This is a genomic window from Bradyrhizobium sp. ISRA464, from assembly GCF_029910095.1.
In the GTDB taxonomy this organism is placed as follows: domain Bacteria; phylum Pseudomonadota; class Alphaproteobacteria; order Rhizobiales; family Xanthobacteraceae; genus Bradyrhizobium.
In genome coordinates this window covers 3865812-3888665 of sequence record NZ_CP094526.1, presented here as the reverse complement: position 1 = coordinate 3888665, position 22854 = coordinate 3865812, and the positions used below count along the sequence as shown (strand labels likewise).

At 64.1% G+C, this 22854-nt stretch carries 26 protein-coding genes, 1 tRNA gene and 1 pseudogene; 7 read left to right on the top strand and 21 right to left on the bottom strand.

Annotation, left to right across the window (positions count from 1 at the left end; translation table 11 throughout):
- Nucleotides 1-25 precede the first annotated feature (25 nt).
- From nuoK to MTX19_RS18245, 14 genes are all read right to left on the bottom strand, one after another.
- Nucleotides 26-334: an NADH-quinone oxidoreductase subunit NuoK gene (nuoK, locus tag MTX19_RS18310; RefSeq protein WP_027537255.1), complete on the bottom strand. Its 309-nt coding sequence runs from the start codon at nt 332-334 to the stop codon at nt 26-28.
- The gene (locus tag MTX19_RS18305) at nt 331-969 is read right to left on the bottom strand and encodes an NADH-quinone oxidoreductase subunit J (RefSeq protein WP_280977760.1); all 639 of its coding nucleotides are present in this window, start codon (nt 967-969) and stop codon (nt 331-333) included. The genes nuoK and MTX19_RS18305 overlap by 4 nt, the downstream gene beginning before the upstream one ends.
- 9 nt (nt 970-978) lie before the next feature.
- A complete protein-coding gene (gene nuoI / locus MTX19_RS18300; protein ID WP_018271854.1) occupies nt 979-1473 on the bottom strand; it encodes an NADH-quinone oxidoreductase subunit NuoI in 495 nt (164 codons plus the stop codon).
- Between the two features lie 7 nt (nt 1474-1480).
- Entirely contained in the window at nt 1481-2551 is a 1071-nt protein-coding gene (gene nuoH / locus MTX19_RS18295) for an NADH-quinone oxidoreductase subunit NuoH (RefSeq protein ID WP_280978702.1), read from the bottom strand.
- 10 nt (nt 2552-2561) lie between these two features.
- Nucleotides 2562-4637, bottom strand: a complete 2076-nt coding sequence (nuoG, locus tag MTX19_RS18290; RefSeq protein ID WP_280978701.1) for an NADH-quinone oxidoreductase subunit NuoG — start codon at nt 4635-4637, stop codon at nt 2562-2564.
- 30 nt (nt 4638-4667) lie between these two features.
- Complete coding sequence (gene nuoF / locus MTX19_RS18285; RefSeq protein ID WP_280978700.1) at nt 4668-5990, bottom strand: NADH-quinone oxidoreductase subunit NuoF; 1323 nt, start codon at nt 5988-5990, stop codon at nt 4668-4670.
- A 19-nt stretch (nt 5991-6009) separates the two neighbouring features.
- Nucleotides 6010-6222, bottom strand: coding sequence for a hypothetical protein (locus MTX19_RS18280; protein ID WP_280977756.1), 213 nt, complete (start codon nt 6220-6222; stop codon nt 6010-6012).
- Nucleotides 6222-6833 (bottom strand): NADH-quinone oxidoreductase subunit NuoE, encoded by a 612-nt coding sequence (nuoE, locus tag MTX19_RS18275; RefSeq protein ID WP_280978699.1) that lies wholly within the window; start codon nt 6831-6833, stop codon nt 6222-6224. Before nuoE ends, MTX19_RS18280 begins: the two co-directional genes overlap by 1 nt.
- Nucleotides 6834-6844: 11 nt before the next feature.
- A complete protein-coding gene (locus MTX19_RS18270; RefSeq protein ID WP_280978698.1) occupies nt 6845-7804 on the bottom strand; it encodes an FkbM family methyltransferase in 960 nt (319 codons plus the stop codon).
- Nucleotides 7804-9000 (bottom strand): NADH-quinone oxidoreductase subunit D, encoded by a 1197-nt coding sequence (locus MTX19_RS18265; protein WP_280978697.1) that lies wholly within the window; start codon nt 8998-9000, stop codon nt 7804-7806. The genes MTX19_RS18270 and MTX19_RS18265 overlap by 1 nt, the downstream gene beginning before the upstream one ends.
- Before the next feature lie 2 nt (nt 9001-9002).
- Nucleotides 9003-9620 (bottom strand): NADH-quinone oxidoreductase subunit C, encoded by a 618-nt coding sequence (locus MTX19_RS18260; protein ID WP_280978696.1) that lies wholly within the window; start codon nt 9618-9620, stop codon nt 9003-9005.
- A gap of 11 nt (nt 9621-9631) precedes the next feature.
- Complete coding sequence (locus MTX19_RS18255; protein ID WP_280978695.1) at nt 9632-10216, bottom strand: NADH-quinone oxidoreductase subunit B; 585 nt, start codon at nt 10214-10216, stop codon at nt 9632-9634.
- Nucleotides 10207-10572, bottom strand: coding sequence for an NADH-quinone oxidoreductase subunit A (locus MTX19_RS18250; RefSeq protein WP_280977750.1), 366 nt, complete (start codon nt 10570-10572; stop codon nt 10207-10209). The genes MTX19_RS18255 and MTX19_RS18250 overlap by 10 nt, the downstream gene beginning before the upstream one ends.
- 214 nt (nt 10573-10786) lie before the next feature.
- Nucleotides 10787-11302: a MarR family transcriptional regulator gene (locus tag MTX19_RS18245; protein ID WP_280978694.1), complete on the bottom strand. Its 516-nt coding sequence runs from the start codon at nt 11300-11302 to the stop codon at nt 10787-10789.
- Nucleotides 11303-11434: 132 nt separating this feature from the next.
- Between MTX19_RS18245 and MTX19_RS18240 the strand changes: the two genes are divergently transcribed.
- Entirely contained in the window at nt 11435-12625 is a 1191-nt protein-coding gene (locus MTX19_RS18240; RefSeq protein WP_280978693.1) for an aromatic ring-hydroxylating dioxygenase subunit alpha, read from the top strand.
- Between the two features lie 2 nt (nt 12626-12627).
- Here the strand turns inward: MTX19_RS18240 and MTX19_RS18235 are convergent, their stop codons facing one another.
- Both MTX19_RS18235 and MTX19_RS18230 read right to left on the bottom strand, forming a co-directional pair.
- On the bottom strand, nt 12628-12783 hold the full coding sequence (locus MTX19_RS18235; RefSeq protein ID WP_280978692.1) for a hypothetical protein: 156 nt from the start codon (nt 12781-12783) through the stop codon (nt 12628-12630).
- Complete coding sequence (locus tag MTX19_RS18230; protein ID WP_280985451.1) at nt 12780-14003, bottom strand: IS701 family transposase; 1224 nt, start codon at nt 14001-14003, stop codon at nt 12780-12782. Before MTX19_RS18230 ends, MTX19_RS18235 begins: the two co-directional genes overlap by 4 nt.
- Nucleotides 14004-14096: 93 nt before the next feature.
- Between MTX19_RS18230 and MTX19_RS18225 the strand changes: the two are divergent.
- Nucleotides 14097-14866: pseudogene (locus MTX19_RS18225) on the top strand (MFS transporter); the annotation flags it as partial.
- A gap of 80 nt (nt 14867-14946) precedes the next feature.
- Here MTX19_RS18225 and MTX19_RS18220 read toward each other — a convergent pair.
- Nucleotides 14947-15855: an alpha/beta hydrolase gene (locus MTX19_RS18220; RefSeq protein WP_280986089.1), complete on the bottom strand. Its 909-nt coding sequence runs from the start codon at nt 15853-15855 to the stop codon at nt 14947-14949.
- A gap of 135 nt (nt 15856-15990) precedes the next feature.
- Nucleotides 15991-17004, bottom strand: a complete 1014-nt coding sequence (locus tag MTX19_RS18215) for a TRAP transporter substrate-binding protein (RefSeq protein WP_280984826.1) — start codon at nt 17002-17004, stop codon at nt 15991-15993.
- A 199-nt stretch (nt 17005-17203) separates the two neighbouring features.
- Between MTX19_RS18215 and MTX19_RS18210 the strand changes: the two genes are divergently transcribed.
- The 3 genes from MTX19_RS18210 (at nt 17204) to MTX19_RS18200 (ending at nt 19536) form a co-directional block, all read left to right on the top strand.
- Nucleotides 17204-17404, top strand: a complete 201-nt coding sequence (locus MTX19_RS18210; protein WP_280978689.1) for a hypothetical protein — start codon at nt 17204-17206, stop codon at nt 17402-17404.
- A gap of 207 nt (nt 17405-17611) precedes the next feature.
- A complete protein-coding gene (locus MTX19_RS18205; protein WP_280978688.1) occupies nt 17612-17812 on the top strand; it encodes a hypothetical protein in 201 nt (66 codons plus the stop codon).
- A 272-nt stretch (nt 17813-18084) separates the two neighbouring features.
- Nucleotides 18085-19536: a hypothetical protein gene (locus tag MTX19_RS18200; RefSeq protein ID WP_280978687.1), complete on the top strand. Its 1452-nt coding sequence runs from the start codon at nt 18085-18087 to the stop codon at nt 19534-19536.
- 6 nt (nt 19537-19542) lie between these two features.
- Here MTX19_RS18200 and MTX19_RS18195 read toward each other — a convergent pair.
- Nucleotides 19543-19619: transfer RNA gene (locus MTX19_RS18195), tRNA-Asp, on the bottom strand.
- A 322-nt stretch (nt 19620-19941) separates the two neighbouring features.
- Between MTX19_RS18195 and MTX19_RS18190 the strand changes: the two genes are divergently transcribed.
- Together MTX19_RS18190 and pepT are read left to right on the top strand one after the other, a co-directional pair.
- Nucleotides 19942-20241: an HU family DNA-binding protein gene (locus tag MTX19_RS18190; RefSeq protein ID WP_016847738.1), complete on the top strand. Its 300-nt coding sequence runs from the start codon at nt 19942-19944 to the stop codon at nt 20239-20241.
- Nucleotides 20242-20426: 185 nt separating this feature from the next.
- Entirely contained in the window at nt 20427-21683 is a 1257-nt protein-coding gene (gene pepT / locus MTX19_RS18185) for a peptidase T (RefSeq protein WP_280978686.1), read from the top strand.
- A 4-nt stretch (nt 21684-21687) separates the two neighbouring features.
- Here pepT and MTX19_RS18180 read toward each other — a convergent pair whose 3' ends face one another.
- The gene (locus MTX19_RS18180; protein WP_280978685.1) at nt 21688-22545 is read right to left on the bottom strand and encodes a methyltransferase domain-containing protein; all 858 of its coding nucleotides are present in this window, start codon (nt 22543-22545) and stop codon (nt 21688-21690) included.
- Nucleotides 22545-22850 carry a YciI family protein gene (locus MTX19_RS18175; protein ID WP_280977741.1) on the bottom strand — a complete coding sequence of 102 codons (306 nt, stop codon included), beginning with the start codon at nt 22848-22850 and terminating at the stop codon, nt 22545-22547. The genes MTX19_RS18180 and MTX19_RS18175 overlap by 1 nt, the downstream gene beginning before the upstream one ends.
- Nucleotides 22851-22854: the final 4 nt, after the last annotated feature.

The window sequence follows — 22854 nt, the reverse complement described above, 5'->3', positions numbered from 1 at the left end:
GGTCTCCACTTTTCCGGATCATGCGTTAGCCCTTCATCAGATTGACGTCTTCAACCGCGATCGAACCGCGGTTGCGGAAATACACCACCAGCACGGCGAGGCCGATCGCGGCCTCGGCCGCTGCCACCGTCAGCACCAGGAGTGCGAACACCTGGCCGACGATGTCGCCGAGGAAGGTCGAGAACGCCACCAGATTGATGTTGACCGAGAGCAGGATCAGCTCGATCGACATCAGGATGACGATGATGTTCTTGCGATTGAGGAAGATACCGAGGATCCCGAGCGTAAACAGGATCGCGCCGACCGCGAGATAGTGCCCGAGCCCGATCGTCATTTCACCCACTCCGCCGCGTCGGCGTCCTGCAGCCCCTGCCCCGACGATACCTTGCGCAGCGCCATCGCCATGTCCGGCGTGCGCGCGTTCTGCACGTTGATGTTCTGCCGCTTGACGTTCGCCTTGTGGCGCAGCGTCAGCACGATGGCGCCGATCATCGCGACCAGGAGCACCATGCCGGCGAGCTGGAAGTAATGGATGTACTTCGTGTAGAGCACGAGGCCCAGCGCCTCGGTGTTGCTCACATTGGTCGGGATCGCCGCGGTGATCGTCCTGGTCACGGCCGGGTTGATCGCCCAGGCGCCGACCACCAGCAACAGCTCGAACATGAAGATGCCGCCGATCACGATGCCGATCGGCAGATACTGGATGAAGCCCTCGCGCAACTCCACGAAGTCGACGTCGAGCATCATGATCACGAACAGGAACAGCACCGCGACGGCGCCGACATAGACGACGATCAGGATCATCCCGAGGAACTCGGCCCCCATCAGGATGAACAGGCCGGCCGCGTTGACGAACGCCAGGATCAGGAACAGCACGGAGTGCACGGGATTGCGCGAGACAATCACCATGACGGCCGACGCCACGCAGACGGCGGCAAACAGATAGAAGAACAACGCCGGAAGGATCATGCCCTCACCTCACCGGTACGGCGCGTCGAGTGCGATCGACTTCGCAATCTCGCGCTCCCAGCGGTCGCCATTGGCGAGCAGCTTGGCCTTGTCATAATAGAGTTCCTCGCGGGTCTCGGTCGCGAATTCGAAGTTCGGCCCCTCGACGATGGCGTCCACCGGGCATGCCTCCTGGCACAGGCCACAATAGATGCACTTCACCATGTCGATGTCGTAACGGACCGTGCGGCGGGTGCCGTCGTTGCGGCGCGGGCCGGCCTCGATCGTGATCGCCTGCGCCGGGCAGATCGCCTCGCACAGCTTGCAGGCGATGCAGCGTTCCTCGCCGTTCGGATAGCGGCGCAGCGCATGTTCGCCACGGAAGCGCGGCGAGATCGGGCCCTTCTCGAAGGGATAGTTCAGCGTCGGCTTCGGCTGGAAGAAATAGCGCATGGCAAGGAAGAACGCCGAGACGAATTCCGACAGCAGAAGCGAGCGGGCTGTTGCGTTGACGTTAACACTCATGACGGCCTCACTTCGGCGCGATGCCGGCGAACTGCAGCACAGCGGCCACGATCACCACCATCGCCAGCGACAGCGGCAGGAACACCTTCCAGCCGAGCCGCATCAGTTGATCATAGCGATAGCGCGGCACGATCGCCTTCGCCATCGCGAACAGGAAGAACATGAAGAACAGCTTCAGCGCGAACCACACGATCCCCGGAATCCAGGTGAACGGCCGCAGCGCCACCGGCGGCAGCCAGCCGCCAAGGAACAGGATCGTCGCCATCGCGCACATCGTGGTGATCGCAACGTACTCGCCGAGCATGAACAGCAGGTACGGCGTCGAGCCGTATTCGACCATGAAGCCGGCGACGAGCTCGGATTCCGCCTCGACCAGGTCGAACGGCGGACGGTTGGTTTCCGCGAGCGACGAGACGTAGAATACCACGAACATCGGGAACAGCGGCCACACATACCAGTTCAGGATGGTGAGCTGCGGCAGGCCGATCAGGCTGGCGAGCCCGCGGGTGTTCTGCGCCTCCACCACCGCCGAGAGGTTCAGCGAGCCGGCGCAGAGCAGCACGGTGATGATCACGAAGCCGATCGAGACCTCGTAGGACACCATCTGCGCCGCCGAGCGCAGCGCGGCCAGGAACGGATATTTCGAGTTCGACGACCAGCCGGCCATGATGATGCCGTAGATCGACAGCGACGAGATCGCGAAGATGTAGAGGATGCCGACATTGATGTCGGAGATCACCCAGCCGAAATCCATCGGGATCACCGCCCAGGCGGCGAGCGCCAGGACACAGGAGACCAGCGGCGCCAGCAGGAACACGCCCTTGTTGGCGCTGGCCGGGATCGTCGGCTCCTTCAGCACGAACTTCAGCAGGTCGGCGAAGGATTGCAGCAGTCCGAACGGACCGACCACGTTGGGGCCGCGCCGGATTTGCACCGCCGCCCAGATCTTGCGGTCGGCGAGCAGGATGTAGGCGATCGCGATCAGGAGCACGACGAGCAGCAGCAGGCTCTCCGCGACCATGATGATCAGCGGCCAGAGGAAGCCGGTCCAGAACGAGCTTGCGAAGAATTCAGCCATCAGATCACGCTCACTCCGCTGCCGCCAGCATTCGACCCGACGCCAGGCGCGAGCATTCCGCCATCACGGCAGAGGCCCGGGCGATCGGGTTGGTCAGATAGAAATCCTCGACGGTCGGCTTGAAGGCCGCCTTGTCGACGCTGCCGCCCTTGCCCGCCAGCGCCTTGACGTCGTCCGCCTTGCCGGCCTCGATCTGGTCGAGCCGCATCAGGTGCGGATAGGCCTTGAACATCGCCTGGCGCAGCGCCTGCATCGAGTCGAACGGCAGCTTCTTGCCCACCACGTCGGACAGCGCGCGGATGATCGCCCAATCCTCACGGGCCTCGCCCGGCGGGAACGCGGCGCGGTTGGCCATCTGCACGCGGCCCTCGGTATTGACGTAGATGCCGGACTTCTCGGTGTAGGCCGCCGCCGGCAGGATGACGTCGGCGCGATGCGCGCCGCGGTCGCCATGGGTGCCGATATAGACGACGAAGGTGCCGTCCGGCGCGCTGATCTCGTCGGCGCCGAGCAGGAACAGCACGTCGAGCGTGCCGAAGGTCGTCATCTGCGCCGCGGTCAGGCCGCCGGCCGCCGGCGAGAAGCCGATATCGAGCGCGCCTGCGCGCGACGCCGTGTCCTGCAACACCGCAAAGCCGTTCCAGCCGTCCTTGAGTGCGCCGACGTCGACGGCGAGCTTGGCGGCCTGCGCCAGCACCGCCGCGCCGTCATGCCTGGTATAGGCGCCGGCACCGACCAGGATGATCGGATTCTTGGCGTTCTTCAGCACGTCGGCAAAGGAGTGCTTGCCGGCCACGAGATCGGCGAGCGTCTCGATGCCCGCGCCGAGATATTCGAGGTCATAGGTGAAATCGGCCTTGGCGCCGATCATGCCGACCTTGAGCCCGCCGGTGCGCCAACGCTTGCGGATCCGCGCGTTCAGCACGGCGGCCTCCTTGCGCGGGTGCGAGCCGATGATCAGCAGCGCGTCGGCCTTGTCGATGCCGGCGATGGTCGGGTTGAAGATATACGTGCCGCGGCCGGCCTTGGCGGCGAACGCGTCGCCGCCCTGCACCGCGAGATTGACCGAGCCGAACTTCGCCAGCAGCTCCTTCAGTGCGTACATCTCCTCGACTGCGGCAAGGTCGCCCGCGATGGCACCGATCCGCTTGCCGTCGCTGCGGCCGGCCTTGGCCGCGATCGCCGCGAAGGCTTCCTGCCAGGTCGCCGGCCTGAGCTGGCCGTTCTCCCGCACATAGGGACGGTCGAGGCGCTGGGTGCGCAGGCCGTCGACGATGTGGCGGGTCTTGTCAGAGATCCACTCCTCGTTCACCGCCTCATTGATGCGCGGCAGGATGCGCATCACCTCGCGGCCGCGGGTGTCGACGCGGATCGCCGAGCCGAGGCCGTCCATGACGTCGATCGACTGCGTCTTGCCGAGTTCCCAGGGCCGCGCCGCGAATGCATAGGGCTTCGAGGTCAGCGCGCCCACCGGGCAGATGTCGACGAGGTTGCCCTGCAGCTCGGAGCTCAGCGCGGACTCCAGATAGGTGGTGATCTCCATATCCTCGCCGCGTCCGGTCGCACCCATTTCGGGGGCGCCGCAGATCTCGGCGGAGAAGCGGACGCAGCGCGTGCACTGGATGCAGCGGTTCATCGAGGTCTTGACCAGCGCACCGAGATACTTGTCCTCGACCGCGCGCTTGTTCTCGGCGAAACGGCTGGTGTCGACGCCGTAGCCCATCGCCTGATCCTGCAGATCGCATTCGCCGCCCTGGTCGCAGATCGGGCAGTCCAGCGGATGGTTGATCAGCAGGAATTCCATCACGCCTTCGCGCGCCTTCTTCACCATCGGCGAACGGGTCGAGATTTCCGGCGGCTCGCCCTTCGGGCCCGGACGGCAGTCGCGCACGGCCCAGGCGCAGCTCGCGACCGGCTTCGGACCACCCTTCACCTCGACGAGGCACATGCGGCAATTGCCGGCGATCGACAGCCGCTCGTGATAGCAGAAGCGCGGAATCTCGGCGCCCGCCGCCTCACACGCCTGCAGCAGCGTGTAGTCCGGGGCGACATCGATCTCTTTGCCATCGATGATGATCTTGGTCATGTCTTCAAGTCTTTCCCAGCTTCGCCGCCATCACTCCGCCGCCACCTGCACAGGATCTCGGACGCCCTGATCGTCGAGATCGGCCCTGTGCGAATACTGGTCGATACGCTCCTCGATCTCGTGACGGAAATGCGCGATCAGGCCCTGGATCGGCCAGGCCGCGGCATCGCCGAGCGCGCAGATCGTGTGCCCCTCGATCTGCTTGGTCACCTCGAGCAGCATGTCGATCTCGCGCTTGTGGGCGCGGCCCTCGGCCATGCGCGTCAGCACGCGCCACATCCAGCCGGCGCCCTCGCGGCACGGCGTGCACTGGCCGCAGCTCTCGTGCTTGTAGAAATAGGAGATGCGGGCGATCGCCCGGATCAGGTCGGTCGACTTGTCCATCACGATCACGGCCGCGGTGCCGAGACCCGAGCGCAGCTTGCTCAAGGAGTCGAAATCCATCGGCGTGTCGATGATCTGCTCGGCCGGCACCATGCGCACCGACGAACCGCCGGGGATGACCGCCTTCAGGTTGCCCCAGCCGCCGCGAATGCCGCCGCAATGCTTGTCGATCAGCTCGCGGAACGGGATGCCCATCGCCTCTTCGACGTTGCAGGGCCGCTCGACATGGCCGGAGATGCAGAACAGCTTGGTGCCGACATTGTTGGGGCGGCCGATGCTGGCGAACCAGGCGGCGCCGCGGCGCAGGATGTCGGGCGCGACCGCGATCGACTCGACGTTGTTCACCGTGGTCGGACAGCCATAGAGGCCGACATTGGCCGGGAATGGCGGCTTCAAGCGCGGCTGCCCCTTCTTGCCCTCGAGGCTCTCGAGCAAGGCGGTCTCCTCGCCGCAGATATAGGCGCCGGCGCCGTGGGCCACGTAGAGGTCGAACGGCCAGCCGTTGACGTTGTCCTTGCCGATCAGCTTGGCGTCGTAGGCCTGATCGATCGCGGCCTGCAGCCGTTCACGCTCGCGGATGAACTCGCCGCGGACATAGATGTAGCAGGCATGCGCGCCCATCGCGTAGCTCGCGAGCAGGCAGCCTTCGACGAGCAGATGCGGATCGTGCCGCATGATCTCGCGGTCCTTGCAGGTGCCCGGCTCGGACTCGTCGGCATTGACCACGAGATAGCTCGGACGGCCGTCCTTGGATTCCTTCGGCATGAACGACCACTTCATGCCGGTCGGGAAGCCCGCTCCGCCGCGGCCGCGCAGGCCGGACGCCTTCATCTCGTTGATGATCCAGTCGCGGCCCTTGTCGATGATCGCCTTGGTGCCGTCCCAGGCGCCGCGACGGCGCGCGCCTTCGAGGCCCCAATCGTGGAGACCGTAGAGGTTCTTGAAGATGCGGTCCTTGTCGTCGAGCATGCTCAAAACTTTCCGAACATCACCGATTGGCTTGGGTATAGGCGAGCCCCGCGGCGCAACCGCCGAACACGAAGGCCCACAACAGGCTGGTCTCCAGCGAGGCGTTCAGCCCGTAGCGCTGCAGCAGGAAGATGAAGCACGCAGCCGCAGCCGTGTGCAGGGCGATGTAGCGCCAGCCCTTCATCGCACCGCCCCTCCCCATCCCGCTCGCTTGCATCAGGAAGCCGCGCATCAGGTGGTTTCCTTCAGCGTGGTCGGGCCGCCTACCGGCGCCGAGAACTGACGGTCGATCTGCGGACCGGGCTTCGGCGGATTGCCCGCGGCAAAGCCGTCGAGTACCTTGCCGAAGCTCTCCTTGGTCAGGTCCTCGTAGGTATCCTTCCAGATCTGCACCATAGGCGCGTTCACGCAGGCGCCGAGGCACTCGACCTCCTCCCACGAGAAGTTGCCGTCCTTCGACAGATGGAATGGCTCGTGATTGATGCGATGCTTGCACACCTCGATCAGGTCGCCGGCGCCGCGCAGCCGGCACGGCGTGGTACCGCAGACCTGCACATGCGCCTTCTTGCCGACCGGCGAAAGCTGGAACATCGTGTAGAAGGTCGCGATCTCCAACATGCGGATATGCGGCATCTCGAGCAGGTCGGCGACGGCGCGGATCGCGGCTTCCGAGACCCAGCCGTCATGCTGCTCCTGCGCGCGCCACAGGATCGCGATCGCGGCCGAGGCCTGACGGCCCGGCGGATATTTCGTGATCTCCTTCTTGGCCCAGGCGAGATTCTCGTCCGTGAACGTAAAGCTCGCGGGCTGCAATTCCTTCGGGGCAAGGCGGCGGACGGACATCGTTCAGTCTCTCATTGCACGCGGCGTGCGGCTTTGGCGTTCAGCGCATCGATCCGGTCTTGCCAGAAGGCGCTTGCGGTGCCGAACACGTTGTAGCCGATGTTGGTGGAAACCTTGATGCGATCGAGAATCGAGAACTCGTTCACGGTCTCAAGGCGACGGGTGCGGCGGTCGAACACGGTCAGCTTCATGGGTGTATGCTCGAGGATGTAGCGGGACACGGTGTGCTTGCGGTCGCTGCCGTGCTCCTCGCAGAGCAGCACGCTGTCGGCTTCCATCAGCCGCTGGCCGCCCTTCATCGCATCGATCTCGACGCCCTCGACGTCGAGCTTCACCAGATACTTGCCCTCGGGCGAGACCTGTTGGTCCCTGATCAGATCATCGAGCGCGATGACCGGCACTTCCTCGCCGTTGGCGCTGTCGCCGGCAATACTGAAGGCCTCGTGCTTGGTGCCCGACAACCGCGCCGTGCCGCGGCCGGCGCCGATCGCGCACTTCATGGTCTCGAAGCGATTGCCGTTGACGCGCGAATTGTTGGTGAGCTTCGCATAGTTCTGCTCCGACGGCTCGATCGCGATCGCCTTATGGGCGCCGAACGGCCTGCTCGACGCCAGCACCGACCAGTAGCCGTAGTTCGCGCCGCAATCGAGCAACGTATAGCCCACGTCGGCAGAGTCCTCGAACAGCAACTCGAGCTCATCCTCATAGGTGTAGTCGCGGTTGAGCAGCTTGCTCCAGTAGCCGTCGCCATACGGAAACTCGAATACCGCATCCTCGTTGAGCTTTACCGCGATGTCGCGCTCCGGCAGCGTCTTGCGCAGCAGGTTGGCGCACGCGATGTAGCCCATATGCGAGAAATGCGAGGAGATCTTCGCGCCCGTCGCCAGCGCCAGCGCAGCCGTCCGCTCCCAGGCGTTGGCCCCTTCCAGGGCGCCCGAGGCACGGTCAAACTGAATGGGCGGCTGCGCCATCACCGATCGACCTCTCCAAACACGATATCGAGCGAGCCGAGAATCGCCGAGACGTCGGCAAGCAGATGGCCCCGGCAGACGTGATCCATCGCCTGCAGATGGGCGAAGCCCGGCGCGCGGATCTTGCACTTGTAGGGCTTGTTGGTGCCGTCGGCGACCAGATAGACGCCGAACTCGCCCTTCGGCGCTTCGACCGCAGCATAGACCTGGCCGGCTGGCACGTGCACGCCCTCGGTATAGAGCTTGAAGTGATGGATCAGCGCTTCCATCGAACGCTTCATCTCGCCCCGGCGCGGCGGCGCGATCTTGTTGTCCTCGACCACGACCGGCCCCTGCCCGTCGGGGGCTTTGAGCTTCTCGATGCACTGCTTCATGATGCGCACCGACTGGCGCATCTCTTCCATGCGGATCAGGTAGCGGTCATAGCAGTCGCCGTTCTTGCCGATCGGGATGTCGAAATCCATCTCGGCGTAGCACTCATAGGGCTGTGCCTTGCGCAGGTCCCAGGCCGCGCCCGAGCCGCGCACCATCACGCCGGAGAAGCCCCACTCCCAGGCCTGCGTCAGCGGCACCACGCCGATGTCGACGTTGCGCTGCTTGAAGATACGGTTGCCGGTAAGCAGCGTATCGAGATCATCGACCACCTTGAGGAACGGATCGCACCACGCCTCGATATCGTCGATCAGCTTCGGCGGCAGGTCCTGGTGCACGCCGCCGACGCGGAAGAACGCCGCGTGCATGCGCGAGCCCGAGGCGCGCTCGTAAAACACCATCAGCTTCTCGCGCTCTTCGAAACCCCACAGCGGCGGGGTTAACGCGCCGACGTCCATCGCCTGCGTGGTGACGTTGAGCAGATGGGAGAGGATGCGGCCGATCTCGCAATAGAGCACGCGGATCAGCTGGCCGCGGCGCGGCACCGTGATGCCGAGAAGCTTCTCCGCCGCGAGGCAGAACGCATGCTCCTGGTTCATCGGCGCGACGTAGTCGAGCCGGTCGAAATAGGGAATCGCCTGCAGATAGGTCTTGTGCTCGATCAGCTTCTCGGTGCCGCGGTGAAGCAGCCCGATATGCGGATCGACGCGCTCGACGACTTCGCCATCCAACTCGAGCACAAGACGGAGCACGCCGTGTGCCGCAGGATGCTGCGGACCAAAGTTAATCGTGAAGTTACGAAGATTTTGCGGTTGCTCGTTCATGATCAGGCCTTCGGCTCCGCCTTCGCCTTCTCATCGCCCGGCAGCGGATAGTCCGCGCCTTCCCACGGCGAGAGGAAATCGAACTTGCGGAATTCCTGGTTGAGCCGGACCGGCTCGTACAGCACCCGCTTCTCCTGGTCGTCGTAGCGGACCTCGACGAAGCCGGTGAGCGGGAAATCCTTGCGCAGCGGATGGCCGTCGAAACCGTAGTCGGTCAGCAGCCGGCGCATGTCCGGATGGCCGGTGAAGATCACGCCGTAGAGATCGTAGGTCTCGCGCTCGAACCAGTCGGCGCCCGGGAAGACGCCGATGATCGACGGCACCTGCGTGGTCTCGTCGGCCTCGGCACGCAGCCGGATGCGGGCGTTCAGCGTCGGCGACAGCAGATGATAGACGACGTCGAAGCGCTTTTCGCGGCCGGGATAGTCGACCGCGGTCACGTCGGTGATGTTGACGAAGCGGCAATTGGGATCGTCGCGCAAAAAGGTCACGACCTCCACAATCTTGCCCACCTCGACGTCGACAGTGAGTTGGTTGAACGCAACCGAGTGCGCCGTGGCGGCGCCCGGAAGCGCGCTCACGATCGTCTGCCCAAGGGCGTCGAGCTTGCCGTCGTCCATGACGTTAAACCTTAGCGTTCGATAGTGCCGATGCGGCGGATCTTCTTCTGCAGCAGCAGCACGCCGTAGAGCAGCGCTTCCGCGGTGGGCGGGCAGCCCGGCACGTAGATGTCGATCGGCACGATGCGATCGCAGCCACGGACCACCGAATAGGAATAGTGGTAGTAGCCGCCGCCATTGGCGCAGGAGCCCATCGAGATGACGTAGCGCGGCTCCGGCATCTGGTCGTACACCTTGCGCAACGCCGGCGCCATCTTGTTGGTCAAGGTGCCCGCGACGATCATCACGTCGGACTGCCGCGGCGAGGCGCGTGGCGCAAATCCGAAGCGCTCGACGTCGTAGCGCGGCATCGACACCTGCATCATCTCGACCGCGCAGCAGGCGAGACCGAAGGTCATCCACATCAACGAGCCGGTCCGCGCCCAGGTGACCAGGTCGTCGGCCGCGGCCACGAAGAAGCCCTTGTCGGACAGTTCGTGATTGACCTCGAGGAAAAACGGGTCGTTGGCGCCGACCGGCTTGCCGGTCGACGGATCAAGAATGCCCTTCGGAGCCGGCGCGATCGCCGGCTGTAGCGCGGTGGGGCTCAATCCCATTCGAGCGCACCTTTCTTCCATTCATATGCAAACCCGACCGTCAGCACGGCCAGGAACACCATCATCGACCAGAAGCCGGTCGCACCCAGCTTTCCGAACGCCACGGCCCAGGGGAACAGGAACGCCACTTCGAGGTCGAAGATGATGAAGAGGATCGCCACTAGGTAGAACCGGACGTCGAACTTCATGCGGGCGTCGTCGAAAGCGTTGAATCCGCATTCATAGGCGGACAGCTTTTCCGGATCCGGTTGCTGGAACGCGAGCAGGAACGGCGCGATCAGGAGCGCCAAACCGATCAGGCTCGCTACCCCAACAAAGACCACAAGTGGGAGATAATTCTGCAGGATGCCGCTCATCGGCGAAGCCTTCTTGCTGCGGTTTCGGACGTGCCGCAGATTCGTTGATTGGAATTGTTCTTGAGGCTTTAGCGCAGCGCAACAGGGGGCGCAAGACAAGCAATTTTGACGCTTTTACCGCCCTCCCCGCAGGCTCCGGGCCCGATCCGGCGGCACGCTTGCCTCCTTGGGGCAACGCCGCGGCGGCGCTTTGGTGCCCTGCACTGTTCCCAGATCAGCCCCGCTCTTTCTCGGCAGCGAGCATCTCGGCGGCCGTCGCGGTCAGGCGATCGATATGACCGAGCAGACGCTCCAGATCCTCCGGGCTGAGCTGTTCCAGCAGGCGGCGGTTACGCTCCTGCGCGCCGGCGACGATGGCGTCATGCGCGGCCAGCCCGGCCTTGGTCAGCGACACCAGCGTCTCGCGGTTGTCCTTCGGGTTGACCGCCTTGGCCACCAGCTTGCGCGCGACCAGTTCGGCAAGCGCCCGGCTGATCTGGCCCTTGTCCATGCCGACGGCTTCCGCGAGCCTGACCACGCTCATCGGCGGCCGCCGACCGAGCGAAGCGACCAAGCCGAACTCGACCGAGGACAGTCCGGCGAGGCGCTTGTAGCGCAGCATGGCGCCGCGCTTGAGCAGATTCGCTAGCACCATCAGCCGCGACGACATCATGGCGGTGATCGGCGCCAGTTCCGCGTCCACGACGATCTCCGGCGGTATCGCCCTTCCGGTCTTCAGCTTCTCGGTCATCGGCCAACCTCTGCCAACAAAGGCGCGCGCTGCCAAGCTAGCCGAGATCGTTGACATTGTCATCGATATATCGTTGACTTAGTCAACGCATAACGACCACGGCCGCCAGGCTAGCGGCAGGGAGGAAACAGCATGACGATCACCCAGCAGGACCGCGACCTCGGCACGGCCTATGCCATGAAGCCGTCCACCACCCGGACCGAGCTCACCTCGGTCGTCCGCGGCACGCCGATGGGCGAACTGCTGCGCCGCTACTGGCACCCGATCGGTCTCTCCAGCGACGCCACCGATATCCCCAGAAAAGTGCGCGCTCTCGGCGAAGACCTCATCCTCTTTCGCGCCAAGCATGGTCGGGTCGGCCTGCTGCATGCCCGCTGCTGCCATCGCGGCACCACGCTCTATTACGGCAAGGTCGAGGAAGACGGCATCCGCTGCTGCTATCACGGCTGGAAATTCGACACCGAAGGCCACTGCCTCGAGCAGCCCTGCGAGCCCGACGGCGGCCGCTTCAAGGACAAGGTGCGCCAGCCATGGTATCCGGTGCAGGAGCGCTACGGCCTGATCTTCGCCTATATGGGCCCGGCCGAGAAACAGCCGGTGCTGCCGCGCTACGAATGTCTCGAGACCATGGACGACGGCGAGTTCGTCGAGGCCGACGATTCCTCGATCGGCGGCGGCGGCCCCGCGATCATCCCCTGCAACTGGCTGCAGCATTTCGAGAACGTGGTCGACCCCTACCACGTGCCGGTGCTGCACGGCTCGTTCAGCGGCCCGCAGTTCACCACCATGATGGCCTCGATGCCGGAGGTGAAGTTCGAGATGTCGCCGCGCGGCGTCGCCGTGCGCTCGATCCGCAGGCAGGACGACGGCAAGGTGTTCTATCGCGTCACCGAGGCTGCCCTCCCCACGCTGCGCGTGGTGCCCAATCCGCGCGTCGCCCAGTTCGCCCGGGTGGAATCGATCGGCTGGACGCTGCCGATCGACGACACCTCGTTCCGCATTTATGTCGCGGGCCGGGTCAAGAACGCCGGCGACATCGGCCGGATGCGCTCGAAGTTCAACGGCAAGTTCTGGTGGGACATGACGGAAGCCGAGCACCAGCAATCCCCGGGTGATTACGAGGCACAGGTCGGCCAGGGCGCGCAGACGATCCATTCCGAGGAGCATTTCGGCCAGAGCGACCGCGGCATCTTGATGATCCGCCGCATGCTCTCTGACCAGCTCGAGGCGCTGGCGGCCGGTCGCGACCCGATCGGGGTGTCGTTCGACGCCGACGCCAGGCCGGTCGAATTCGAAGCGGGGAACTATATCCGCGAGGCCTAGCATTACAGTTGTAATTTTTGCTTGAGATGCGCTTTGCGCGCGTTGGCTTGATGAGCCCTGCGCCAGGATGACCATGCGAGGATGTGGGCATGCGGGATGCGCCGCTGGGCGAGCTTCATGGCGATGCGGCGGATTTCCTGGATCGACCAGCGGATCAAGAACGATGCTTCGGTCGGGGCCGCGGTCGCGTTTTTTTAAGCAATGCTCCGGTGTTGGCCCGATGACGGATGACGGCCATCGTGGCGAAGGCAAGCATGACCAGTGAGACATGGCGATGCCAGCCATGCCAGGAGCGGGTTTCGTTGTGATCAAGACCGAGCTCGTTCTTGGCGGTTTCGAAGCTGTCTTCGATGGCCCAGCGATGGCCTTCCACGGATACCAGCTTCTGCATGGACGTGCCCTTGGGGCACCATGTGGAGAAGAAGGCTAAGCTGTTGTCGGCAATATTGCGGCGGATCAGAAGACCTCGGGTCCATTCCCCGGCAAGGTCGTCGTTGTATTCGCCGGCGTCGAGATCGGCCAGCTCAAGATAGGCCCAGTCGTGCCAGCGCGGACCTTTGGTTCCTTCGCCGGACGGCAGGCGGCGCCAGGCCTTCTTGGGAAGGCTCTGCGCGATCGTAGAGGCAGTGCCGGCGACAGGCTGCTGCTTGCCCCAGGAATAGAACACGTGATTGGAAGCAACCCCCAGAACATAGCCTTTGCCCGCCTTGCGCAGCAGGGTTTCGATCGCTCCCGTGCCATACACGCTGTCCGCTGCTACGAACGAGAACGGCACCTTTGCGGCGATCGCGCGAGCGATCATTTGATGCGCGATCCGGGGCTTCGTCGCAAAGCTCACATCGCTCGGGACATGTGCGGCCTTCAGGCGAGCGGGTTCGTCCGTCCATTCCTTTGGCAGGTAGAGCGCCCGATCGATGAAGGCATGGCCATGCCGCGACACATAGGAGGCAAACACTCCGATCTGGCAATTGGTGATCTTGCCCGCCGAGCCAGTGTACTGGCGCGCGACCCCACACGAGGCCTTGCCCTGTTTCAAAAAGCCGGTCTCATCGATGACCAGAACCGCGTCCTCGTCACCCAGCGTTTCCAGCGCGTACTCACGTACAATATCGCGCAGCGCGTCGGCATCCCACTGCCCCCGACCCAGAATCGCCTGCTGGCGCCACGGGCCTGGATCGCCAGCCGCTTCCGCCCGCATCCAACCCGTCTTGCGCGGCTCGTTGCCCAACAGTCCGTCGAGAAATTGCCCCGCCGAGGCCGCGACCCGCTCTTGCGTAAACAGCGGACGGATGCGTTGCTTGGCATCTCGCAACGACGAAGCCCACAGCGTCAGCGTATCCTCAACCGACGCGCCACCAATCATCAGATCCCGAATCATGGTCGCCCATAGATTCAGAACCTTCAGGAAGATGCAACTGTAATGCTAGGGCCCGCACTCGAGCGAACAAAAAAGACATATCGGGGGAAAGCCATGGTCGAATTCGCACCGCGCGCATCTGTGCCAACGCAAGCCGACGCGAGGCCTGCGCCCGGCGCTATTACGTGCTCGGGCTGCTCACGATCATCTACGCCCTCAACTTCCTCGATCGCACGATCTTCAACGTGCTGATCGAGCCGATCAAGAAAGAGTTCACGCTCAGCGACACCACGATGGGCCTGCTCGCGGGCTTCGGCTTCGTGCTGTTCTATTCGCTGCTGGGCATTCCGATCGCGCGGATGGCGGACCGGCTGAACCGCCGCAACATCGTGGCGGTGGCCTTCGCGTTCTGGAGCGCGATGACCTATCTCTGCGGCATGGCGTCCAGCGTCACCACGCTGGCGCTCGCCCGGATCGGTGTCGGCATTGGCGAGTCGGCAGGCACGCCGGCGTCGCAGTCGATGATTGCCGATCTCTTCGACAAGAACGAGCGTCCGCGCGCGCCCGGCATCTATGCGATCGGCACCTATCTCGGCGTCTTCCTCGGCTATTTCCTCGGCGGCTATGTCAACCAGCACTATGGCTGGCGCACGGCGTTCTTCTCCGCCGGCCTTCCCGGCATCGCGCTCGCCGCCGTGCTGTGGCTGACCATCTCCGAGCCGAAGCGCGGCGCGATGGCCGAGACGTTCAAGGCCGAGCCGATCGGGCCGACGCTGCGCTTCCTCGGCGCCCAGCCGAGCTTCGTGATCGTGCTGATCGGTTTCTGCCTGACGACCTACACGAACTACGCTACGGCGGTATGGATCCCGCCGTTCCTGGCGCGCACGACCACGCTCGGCGCCCTGCTCTTCGTCTGGGCCGCGCGCTGGATCCGATCCGACATCCGGCGCGCGGCCTGACGGCCTCAACCCGCCATGAACGCGAGCAGGTCGGACACCAGGCGCCCGCCATGCGTCAGCGGCAGCGCATGCGGGGCGCCTTCGTAGACGTTGAGCTTGCTGCCTTCGATCAGCTTCGCCGTCTTGGCGCCGGTCAATTCAAGAGGCGCGCTGGCATCCTTGTCGCCCTGCACGATCAACGTCGGACGATCGATCCCGGCGGCGGCCGCGCGAAGATCGGCGAAGGCGATCGTCTTGCGGCAGCCGAGCGCGACCGGCAGCGGCACGTTCAACATCATCTCCCTGATCCAGGCCCGCGTGACCTCGGGTGTATTCGGCATGAAGAACGGCGCCTCGTTGGCGGTGAGCCAGCCCGGATAGTCCTGCGCGATCTCCGCAAGCTGCGCCTCGATCGCGTCCTTCGGCACGGCGTCGGGATTGTCCTCGGTCTTCACCAGAAACGGCGTCGTGGGCGCCACCAAGACCAACCGCGCGATCCGACCCGAACCGTGGCGCGCGAGATAATTGACCGCCTCGATCGACCCCATCGAGTAGCCGACCAGCGTGACGTCATGCAGGTCGCATTGTTCGATGACGGCAGCGACGTCGTCGGTCAGCGTATCGAGGTCGTATCCGGTCGCCGGCATGTCCGAGCGGCCATGCCCTCGCCGGTCGGGCGCGACGCAGCGATAGCCCTTGGCATTGAGCGCCACGATAGGGCCGCCCCAGATGCTAGAATTGAATGTCCAGGCGGCAAGGAACAGCACCGGCCGGCCTGAGCCCCAATCCTGCACGAACAATGAGGTGCTGTCCTTTGCGGTGACGCGCGAGGCGCGCGCGGCCTGCGGCGCCGCGACGGTTTGCGCGGCAGCCGGCGTTGCCGCCGCAAGCGCCGAGCCGGGCAATGTTGCTTCCAGGACAGTTCGACGGTTCATCTCGCATCTCCCTTGCAGATCGTGCGGCAGCGTTCACGCCGCCGACAGACCGATCATCGCAAGGAGACATCGTGCGCGCGATTACGCGTCAGGTAATCACGCGCACGATGCACGAGGCCGCACGACGTCGCGCCGTCAGGTCAGCTTGCCGGTATATTTCTCCAGCATCGCCCAGGCGTCCGCGCCGTAGGTTTTCTGCCACTGCGTGTAGAAGCCGGCTTTCACCAACGCGGCCCTGAACTGCACGTGATCGAGCTTGTTGAACGTCATGCCCTTGTTCGTCAGCTCGGCCTGCAACGAGCGATCCATTTCGACGAGGTCGGCCCGCTCCTTCACCGCCGCCGCGTCGAAGGCCGCATTGATGATCTCGAGCAGATCGGGCGGCAGGCTCGCCATCGCGCGGCGGTTGCCGAGGATCCAGTAGCCGCTCCAGCAATGGTTCGAGAGAGCGCAATATTTCTGCACCTCGTAGAGCTTGCCGGTCGATACCTGGGCCAGCGGATTCTCCTGCCCTTCGACGATGTGTGTCTGCAGCGCCGAATAGAGCTCGCTGTAGCTGATGCTCGACGGCAGCGCGCCGAGGCCGGAGAACAGCGAGGTCAGCAGCGCGGTCACGGGCACACGGATCTTGAAGCCCTTGAGATCGTCAACGCTGTTGAGCTGCCGGCTCGACGACGAGGTGATCTGGCGGAAGCCGTTGTCCCAGACCTTTTTCATCGGCGTCACGCCGGTCTTGGCGATCGCCTCGCGCACGAGATCGCCGACCCCGCCGTCCATCGCCGCCCAGACCTGGTCATAGGACTGGAACGCAAAGCCGACGCTCGGCAGGCCCGACATCGGCACCAGCGTCGACAGCGTCATGCTCGGCGCGGCCAATAACTCGATCCCGCCGGCCCGGACCTGCGACAGCATCTCGGGGTCGCCGCCGAGCTGGCTGTTGGCGAACACCGTGATGTTGACCCGACCGGACGACTGCGCGCCGACCGCCTTCGCGGCTTCGGTCAGGCGGATAGTTAGTGGATGGGTTTCCGGAGTGTTGACGCCGAGCTTGAAGTCGAACTCGGTCGCGGCAAGAGCGGGTTTACCGAGCATTGCGGCGGCGATCGCCGCGGAACCGGTTCCCAACAGACCCCTGCGGGTCATATTCATTGTTTTCATTATTGTTTTTCTCCCTGGCGCATCGCAGCGCCCGGCCGAGTTTCGGCCCTGCGGCAGCGTCGCGCAATACGCGGCGAAACCAATCCACCGGCGCGACGAAACCATTTCGGGGAAGCCACGAAACGATCCGGAAACAGATGGCGCTTACCACTATCGCCAACAGATGGCGCATAGACGCCCGGAGGCGACCATGAACCACTCGATCCATTCAGCGGACCGCGCGACCCACCTCAAGATCGTGGTCGTTGCCCTCGTGGCCGGGATCGCGGTCGCGGCTTTCGGCATTTCGGCCCGGAACAATGCGGACTTCACCCAGACGGCGCAGACCCAGGTCATTAAGGCAGGCAAGCCGGTCGCGATCACCTCGTCGGGGACCTCGACCGTCCGCTGACATCGTCCAGGCTACTGCAGACAAAAAGGGCCGCCTGCTGGCCTTTTTGTTTGCACCCCCTCGCCTGCGACGCACTCCGCAGTCCCCGCCTCGCTTGCGCGCAGCATTAACGGCGATCTAACGCAGTCATTCGATTGCGACCCGCGCCGCGATCCCGGTTTTAAAAGTTGTCGGCTAAGGTCGGCATCAATAGGGGCTCAGGCCAAAATGAATTTGCAGCAGCAGATCGCAACGACCGGTTTCAAGATCATCTGCACCGATTGCGGCAGCCTGTCGATCAAGCTGACCGACCCGGTGCACGCGTCCGACGACACACTGATCGAATGCCGTCAATGCAGCGCAATCCGCGGCACGGTGGCGGACCTGCACGTCCTGGCGCGGCGCGGCCGCGACCTCTTCGAGTTCTAGCTCGGGAGCCGGTCGACGCGTGCCGCAACGTCATCGACGCCAATTTGCGCGGCGGCGTGCCCGGCCAATCCGACCTCAAGGCGGTTGCCGCGTTCTTTGCGTGAGCGCGTGCGCCGCGCCACGTCGGTCGCCTCGGCCAGGAGATCCTCGCGCGAGAAATCCCTTCTCCAACCAGCGTTCAGAAACACAGAAACAAACGCTTGAATTAGCTTAACTTGCTTCGCCTGCGCTTGCTGGTACCTGTCGCTTGTTCTGTGGGGCTGGACAGGGCGATGAATCTGACGCGCGATGACTTGCTTGTCGGGGTCGCAATCCTCGGATTCTTCGTCGTCAGCATCGTTTCGATGATGGCCTGCGGGCACGCCTTTCCGGCGATGCATTTCTGGCGGTCCGACAGCATCACCGCACAAGCCGTGCTCGGCACCGCCGTGATGCTTGTCTTCGTCCCGGCGTTCGTCACCGCGCGATTCTGCTTCGGCTATATCGTGGCCTTCTTCCTGCTCTCTGCAGTGTTCGGCTTCGCCTGGCTGAGCTTCTTCACCGGGTTCGACTATGCCCACGCCGTGGCGCGTTGGGCCATGATCGCCGCGCTCGCCGCAGCGATGCTGCCTCTCATGTTCGTGGATCTTCAGATCTGGCGGCCCGAATTGTCGGAAGCGGCAATGAACCGCATCGCCGTCATCCTGTTCGGAACGTCTTTCGCTGTGCTGATGATTGACATCTCCTATGGCGCCAGCTTCAGCGATCCGTATGGTCCTGCCCGGAGCGCCATCACGCGACCGGCGCCGTTGAACTATCTCATCGGGATCGTCATCGGAGCCGTTCTGCCGTATCTGTTCGCGCATTTTGCAACGCGCAGCCGATGGATAGCGGCGATCGGCGTGCTGTCGTTTGCGCTTTGCTTCTATCCGGTGGTCAACAACAAGACCGTTCTTCTGTTGCCAATCTGGCTGCCGTTTCTGTTCTGGCTGTTCGGCCACTGCAGCCCGCGGCTCGCCACCGTGCTTGCGCTTTTCGTACCGATGATCATCGGTCTTGCGGCCTTCCTGTTTCTCACCGCTGACAAGAACTACTTGGTGTTCAGCGTGATTAACCTGCGCTTCGTCGCGATTCCCTCGTTGGCGCTTGATCACTATGCCGGCTTCTTCGCACACCGCGAGCTGACCCACTTCTGTCAGATATCCATCCTGCGACACCTGGCCAGCTGCGCGTATGGCGAACTCGGACCTGAGCTCGCAGCGGTCTATCGGGACGGCAATTTCAACGCCTCCTTCCTCGCGACGGAAGGTATCGCCTCGGTCGGTCTGGCGTTGGCTCCGGTGTCGGCTTTCCTCTGCGGCCTGATCCTGGCCGTCGGATCGGCGGTCTCGCGGCACCTGTCGCCGCGCTTCATCGCCGTTTCATCCGGCGTTGCCGTTCAGACGATCATGAACGTGCCGATGACAACCGGGCTTCTGACCAACGGAATCGCGCTGCTGTTCCTGCTCTGGTGGCTGACACCGGAATGGCGCCCGGCGCTCGCCCGCAGCCCCGGGCCGGCCGTTCAACCGGTCGACGTCGTCATTGCCGCTGCATCCGGATTTTTCCCGCAGCTCAGTACGCGGCCATTCGAGCAGGCCGATCCGGTGAGCGTCGAGCTGGCGAAGGAACCGAGCAGGACAACCGCGCGATCAACACCGCGCGACGGCACACCACCGAGGGGCGTCAAGCTGCTAAGTCATTGAAAAAACTGGCGCGAGAGACGGGACTCGAACCCGCGGCCTCCGCCGTGACAGGGCGGCGCTCTAACCAACTGAGCTACTCCCGCGGATGCCGATCAAAGGACTGATCCGCGCAGGACCGAGGGCATAATGGCCCTCATCCCGTTAGTCAAGGACGTTGCAAATCCCTACACAAGGGAGGCGTTTTCCGCGTCGCCTGCGCGGATTGCGGCCTGTTTTCAGGCGAACCGGCGTAGTCAGCGAAGCCCCGAATCAAATAAGGCCTGATACATCTTGGTTTCCTGACGCCGATCCGGCTCCGCCCGTATCGGCACCGATGGTTTCAGGACTCTTCCGGACGCGTTTTTCCTGGCGCGGACTGCGCGCCATTGGCGCGAAAGCATCATCCAGCAACGAGGAGGGCCACACATGGCGAAGAAAGCAGCGACCCCGGCGACGATCACGCTGAAGCACCTGGCGGCGGCCATCGCCGAGGAGCAGGAACTGTCCAAGAAGCAGGCCGAGGCGATCCTGACCGACATGGTCACCCGGATCACCAAGCATCTCAAGAAGGGCGAGCGGATCCGCATCGTTGGGCTGGGCATCCTCCAGGTCCGCAAGCGCGCCGCCCGCATGGGCCGCAACCCCGCCACCGGCGAGCAGATCCATATCAAGGCCAGCAAGAAGGTCGCCTTCCGCGCCGCCAAGGAGCTCAAGGAAGCCGTCTAGGCCGCAGTTTCAGGGCCTGCCCAAGGCGCCATTCCGGATCGCGACGCGGCCCCGGAATGGCGCTTTTCTGTTACAGACCCTAGCTAGATAGAGAATTCATCTTTCGACGCGTTTTCTTCGCGCGAACCGGATCCGCTTCGTTCGAGAAACGCGCCCTTTCCATTCCTTTACTTTGCGCGGTCTTCATGCTGGCACCGGTTCTCGACTTCAAGCACACCGTCACCGAGCGCTTCCTGCGCTACGTCGTGATCGACACCCAGTCCGATCCCGATTCGCCGACCTGCCCGTCCACCGAGAAGCAGAAGAATCTCGGCCGCCTCCTGGTCTCCGAGCTGCAGGCGATGGGGATACCGGATGCCCATCTCGACGCGCACGGCTACGTCTACGCGACGATCCCGGCCAACACCGACAAGAAGGTTCCGGTGATCTGCTTCTGCTCGCATATGGACACCTCGCCCGACTGCACCGGCAAGGACGTCAAGCCGCAGATCGTGCAGGACTACCGCGGCGGCGACATCGTGCTGCCGGCCGATCCCTCGCAGGTGATCCGCGCCGCGGAGCATGAGGCGCTGGCCGGCCAGATCGGCAACGACATCATCACCACCGACGGCACCACCCTGCTCGGCGCCGACAACAAGGCTGGTGTCGCCGAGATCATGGATGCCGCACACTTCTTCGTCAGCAATCCAAAGGTGAAGCACGGCACGATCAAGATCCTGTTCACGCCCGACGAGGAGATCGGCCGCGGCGTCGACAAGGTCGATATCAAGAAGCTCGGCGCCGATTTCGGCTACACCATGGACGGCGAGAGCGCGGGCCATATCGAGGACGAGACCTTCTCCGCCGACGGCGCCAGCATCATCATCGAGGGCGTCGCGACCCATCCCGGCTTCGCCAAGGGCAGGATGGAGCACGCGATCAAGATCGCCGCTGCAATCGTCGATCGCCTGCCGAAGGATACCTGCTCACCCGAGACCACCGAGGGCAAGGAAGGCTTCCTGCATCCGGTCGCGATCTCGGGCGCGCTGGAGAAGGCGCGGATCGACTTCATCGTGCGCGATTTCACCTCGGACGGGCTGAAGCAGAAGGAAGCGCTGCTCGAAGCCATCGTGAAGGACGTCATGAAAGCCTATCCGCGCTCGACCTACCGCATGGAGGTCAGGGAGCAGTACCGCAACATGAAGCAGGTGATCGACCGTCACCCCGAGGTCGTCACCTACGCGATCGAGGCGATCAAGCGCGCCGGCCTGACGCCGGTGAAGGCCTCGATCCGCGGCGGCACCGACGGCTCGCGGCTGTCGTTCATGGGCCTGCCCTGCCCCAACATCTTCGCCGGCGAACACGCCTTCCACTCGCGGCTGGAATGGGTGAGCCGGCAGGACATGGAAAAGGCCGTGCAGACCATCGTGCATCTGGCGATGATCTGGGAAGAGCGGGCCTAACGTCTCAGGCCCGCGCCGTCACGATCCAGATCGCGGCGGGCAGCAGCACGGAGTCGCCCTTCGCGAACGGCGTCAACGCCTCGCGGATCGAGGTGATGGCGGCGGTCCGCACGTCATCGGGGTGTCCTTCCAGCGCGCGGCTGGCCGGGCCGATCTCGAGCGCCGCCTGCACCGCAGCGTCCAGGCCGCGCCCGATCGCGACGTCGAGCTCGAGCCGGCATGGCTCCATCGCGATACCGGAAAATCCGGCTTCGCCGAGGATGCGGTTGACACGCGCTTCGGACGCGAACGAAAACGGACCTGGATCTTCGGGACCAAGCTGCGGCAGCTTCGGCACGTGCTTGTAGACAGCCTGCAACGATGCCATGAAGAAAGGATTCTCGCGCGGCTCCTTCCAGCAGGCGAAGGCGAGCCGGCCCGATGGCTTCAGCGCCTTGCGCAAATTGGCAAACGACACGGCGGGCTCGGCAAAGAACATCACGCCGAAGCGCGATGCGAGCAAATCGAAGCTCGCGGGGTCGAACGGATAGACGGTGGCATCGGCGAGCGCATAGTCGACCGGCGCATCCTGCGGCGTGCTCTGCCGCGCCCGCTCCAGCATCGGTCCCGAGACATCGACGCCGAACACACAGCCTGACGGCCCGACTTTCTTCGCAAACGCATTCGTGGACGCGCCGCTGCCGCAGCCGACATCAAGGATGCGCTCGCCGGCAGTCGGCTTTGCGCGATCGACCAGCAGGTCGAGCACCGGCTTGAGCACGATGTCCTGCGCAGCCTGCCGCGCAGCCCAGCGCTGGCCACCGGGCCCGTTCCAATATGCAATTTGATCAGCGTTACGCTCGTGACCTTGCGCGGCGTCCATCAGCAGGTCTCTCTTGTTGCGGCCCGCAGCATCGGCATCACCTGATAAATGAAGCCGGCATTGGCCTTCGTGGCTGGATCGTTGGCGATGATCTCATGCGGATCGGCATCGTCAGGCAGTTGCAGCACGCCCAATCCCCAGACGCCGGCGGGATCAGCCACCGGCCCGAAGATCAGCGCCTTGCCGGCGCGCAACAATTCGCCGCAATAGGCGACATGCGCCTGCATGATCTCGGCCTCCCGCGGCGTCATGTCCTGCGGAAAAGTCGGGCGCGGACCGGTCAATTTGCAAACGTAATGCTTCATGGAC

Excerpts from the sequence above, each read along its gene's own strand:
- MTX19_RS18305 (WP_280977760.1), bottom strand. The coding sequence starts at position 969 with ATGATCCTTCCGGCGTTGTTCTTCTATCTGTTTGCCGCCGTCTGCGTG.
- MTX19_RS18230 (WP_280985451.1), bottom strand. The coding sequence starts at position 14,003 with ATGATTCGGGATCTGATGATTGGTGGCGCGTCGGTTGAGGATACGCTG.
- MTX19_RS18215 (WP_280984826.1), bottom strand. The coding sequence starts at position 17,004 with ATGAATATGACCCGCAGGGGTCTGTTGGGAACCGGTTCCGCGGCGATC.
- MTX19_RS18200 (WP_280978687.1), top strand. The coding sequence starts at position 18,085 with ATGAATCTGACGCGCGATGACTTGCTTGTCGGGGTCGCAATCCTCGGA.
- nuoE (WP_280978699.1), bottom strand. The coding sequence starts at position 6,833 with ATGTCCGTCCGCCGCCTTGCCCCGAAGGAATTGCAGCCCGCGAGCTTT.
- MTX19_RS18220 (WP_280986089.1), bottom strand. The coding sequence starts at position 15,855 with ATGAACCGTCGAACTGTCCTGGAAGCAACATTGCCCGGCTCGGCGCTT.
- MTX19_RS18190 (WP_016847738.1), top strand. The coding sequence starts at position 19,942 with ATGGCGAAGAAAGCAGCGACCCCGGCGACGATCACGCTGAAGCACCTG.
- MTX19_RS18205 (WP_280978688.1), top strand. The coding sequence starts at position 17,612 with ATGAATTTGCAGCAGCAGATCGCAACGACCGGTTTCAAGATCATCTGC.
- MTX19_RS18245 (WP_280978694.1), bottom strand. The coding sequence starts at position 11,302 with ATGACCGAGAAGCTGAAGACCGGAAGGGCGATACCGCCGGAGATCGTC.
- MTX19_RS18175 (WP_280977741.1), bottom strand. The coding sequence starts at position 22,850 with ATGAAGCATTACGTTTGCAAATTGACCGGTCCGCGCCCGACTTTTCCG.
- nuoF (WP_280978700.1), bottom strand. The coding sequence starts at position 5,990 with ATGCTCGACGACAAGGACCGCATCTTCAAGAACCTCTACGGTCTCCAC.
- MTX19_RS18250 (WP_280977750.1), bottom strand. The coding sequence starts at position 10,572 with ATGAGCGGCATCCTGCAGAATTATCTCCCACTTGTGGTCTTTGTTGGG.
- MTX19_RS18255 (WP_280978695.1), bottom strand. The coding sequence starts at position 10,216 with ATGGGATTGAGCCCCACCGCGCTACAGCCGGCGATCGCGCCGGCTCCG.
- MTX19_RS18210 (WP_280978689.1), top strand. The coding sequence starts at position 17,204 with ATGAACCACTCGATCCATTCAGCGGACCGCGCGACCCACCTCAAGATC.
- MTX19_RS18265 (WP_280978697.1), bottom strand. The coding sequence starts at position 9,000 with ATGAACGAGCAACCGCAAAATCTTCGTAACTTCACGATTAACTTTGGT.
- nuoK (WP_027537255.1), bottom strand. The coding sequence starts at position 334 with ATGACGATCGGGCTCGGGCACTATCTCGCGGTCGGCGCGATCCTGTTT.
- pepT (WP_280978686.1), top strand. The coding sequence starts at position 20,427 with ATGCTGGCACCGGTTCTCGACTTCAAGCACACCGTCACCGAGCGCTTC.
- MTX19_RS18240 (WP_280978693.1), top strand. The coding sequence starts at position 11,435 with ATGACGATCACCCAGCAGGACCGCGACCTCGGCACGGCCTATGCCATG.
- MTX19_RS18180 (WP_280978685.1), bottom strand. The coding sequence starts at position 22,545 with ATGGACGCCGCGCAAGGTCACGAGCGTAACGCTGATCAAATTGCATAT.
- MTX19_RS18260 (WP_280978696.1), bottom strand. The coding sequence starts at position 9,620 with ATGGACGACGGCAAGCTCGACGCCCTTGGGCAGACGATCGTGAGCGCG.
- nuoI (WP_018271854.1), bottom strand. The coding sequence starts at position 1,473 with ATGAGTGTTAACGTCAACGCAACAGCCCGCTCGCTTCTGCTGTCGGAA.
- MTX19_RS18270 (WP_280978698.1), bottom strand. The coding sequence starts at position 7,804 with ATGGCGCAGCCGCCCATTCAGTTTGACCGTGCCTCGGGCGCCCTGGAA.
- nuoH (WP_280978702.1), bottom strand. The coding sequence starts at position 2,551 with ATGGCTGAATTCTTCGCAAGCTCGTTCTGGACCGGCTTCCTCTGGCCG.
- nuoG (WP_280978701.1), bottom strand. The coding sequence starts at position 4,637 with ATGACCAAGATCATCATCGATGGCAAAGAGATCGATGTCGCCCCGGAC.
- MTX19_RS18280 (WP_280977756.1), bottom strand. The coding sequence starts at position 6,222 with ATGCGCGGCTTCCTGATGCAAGCGAGCGGGATGGGGAGGGGCGGTGCG.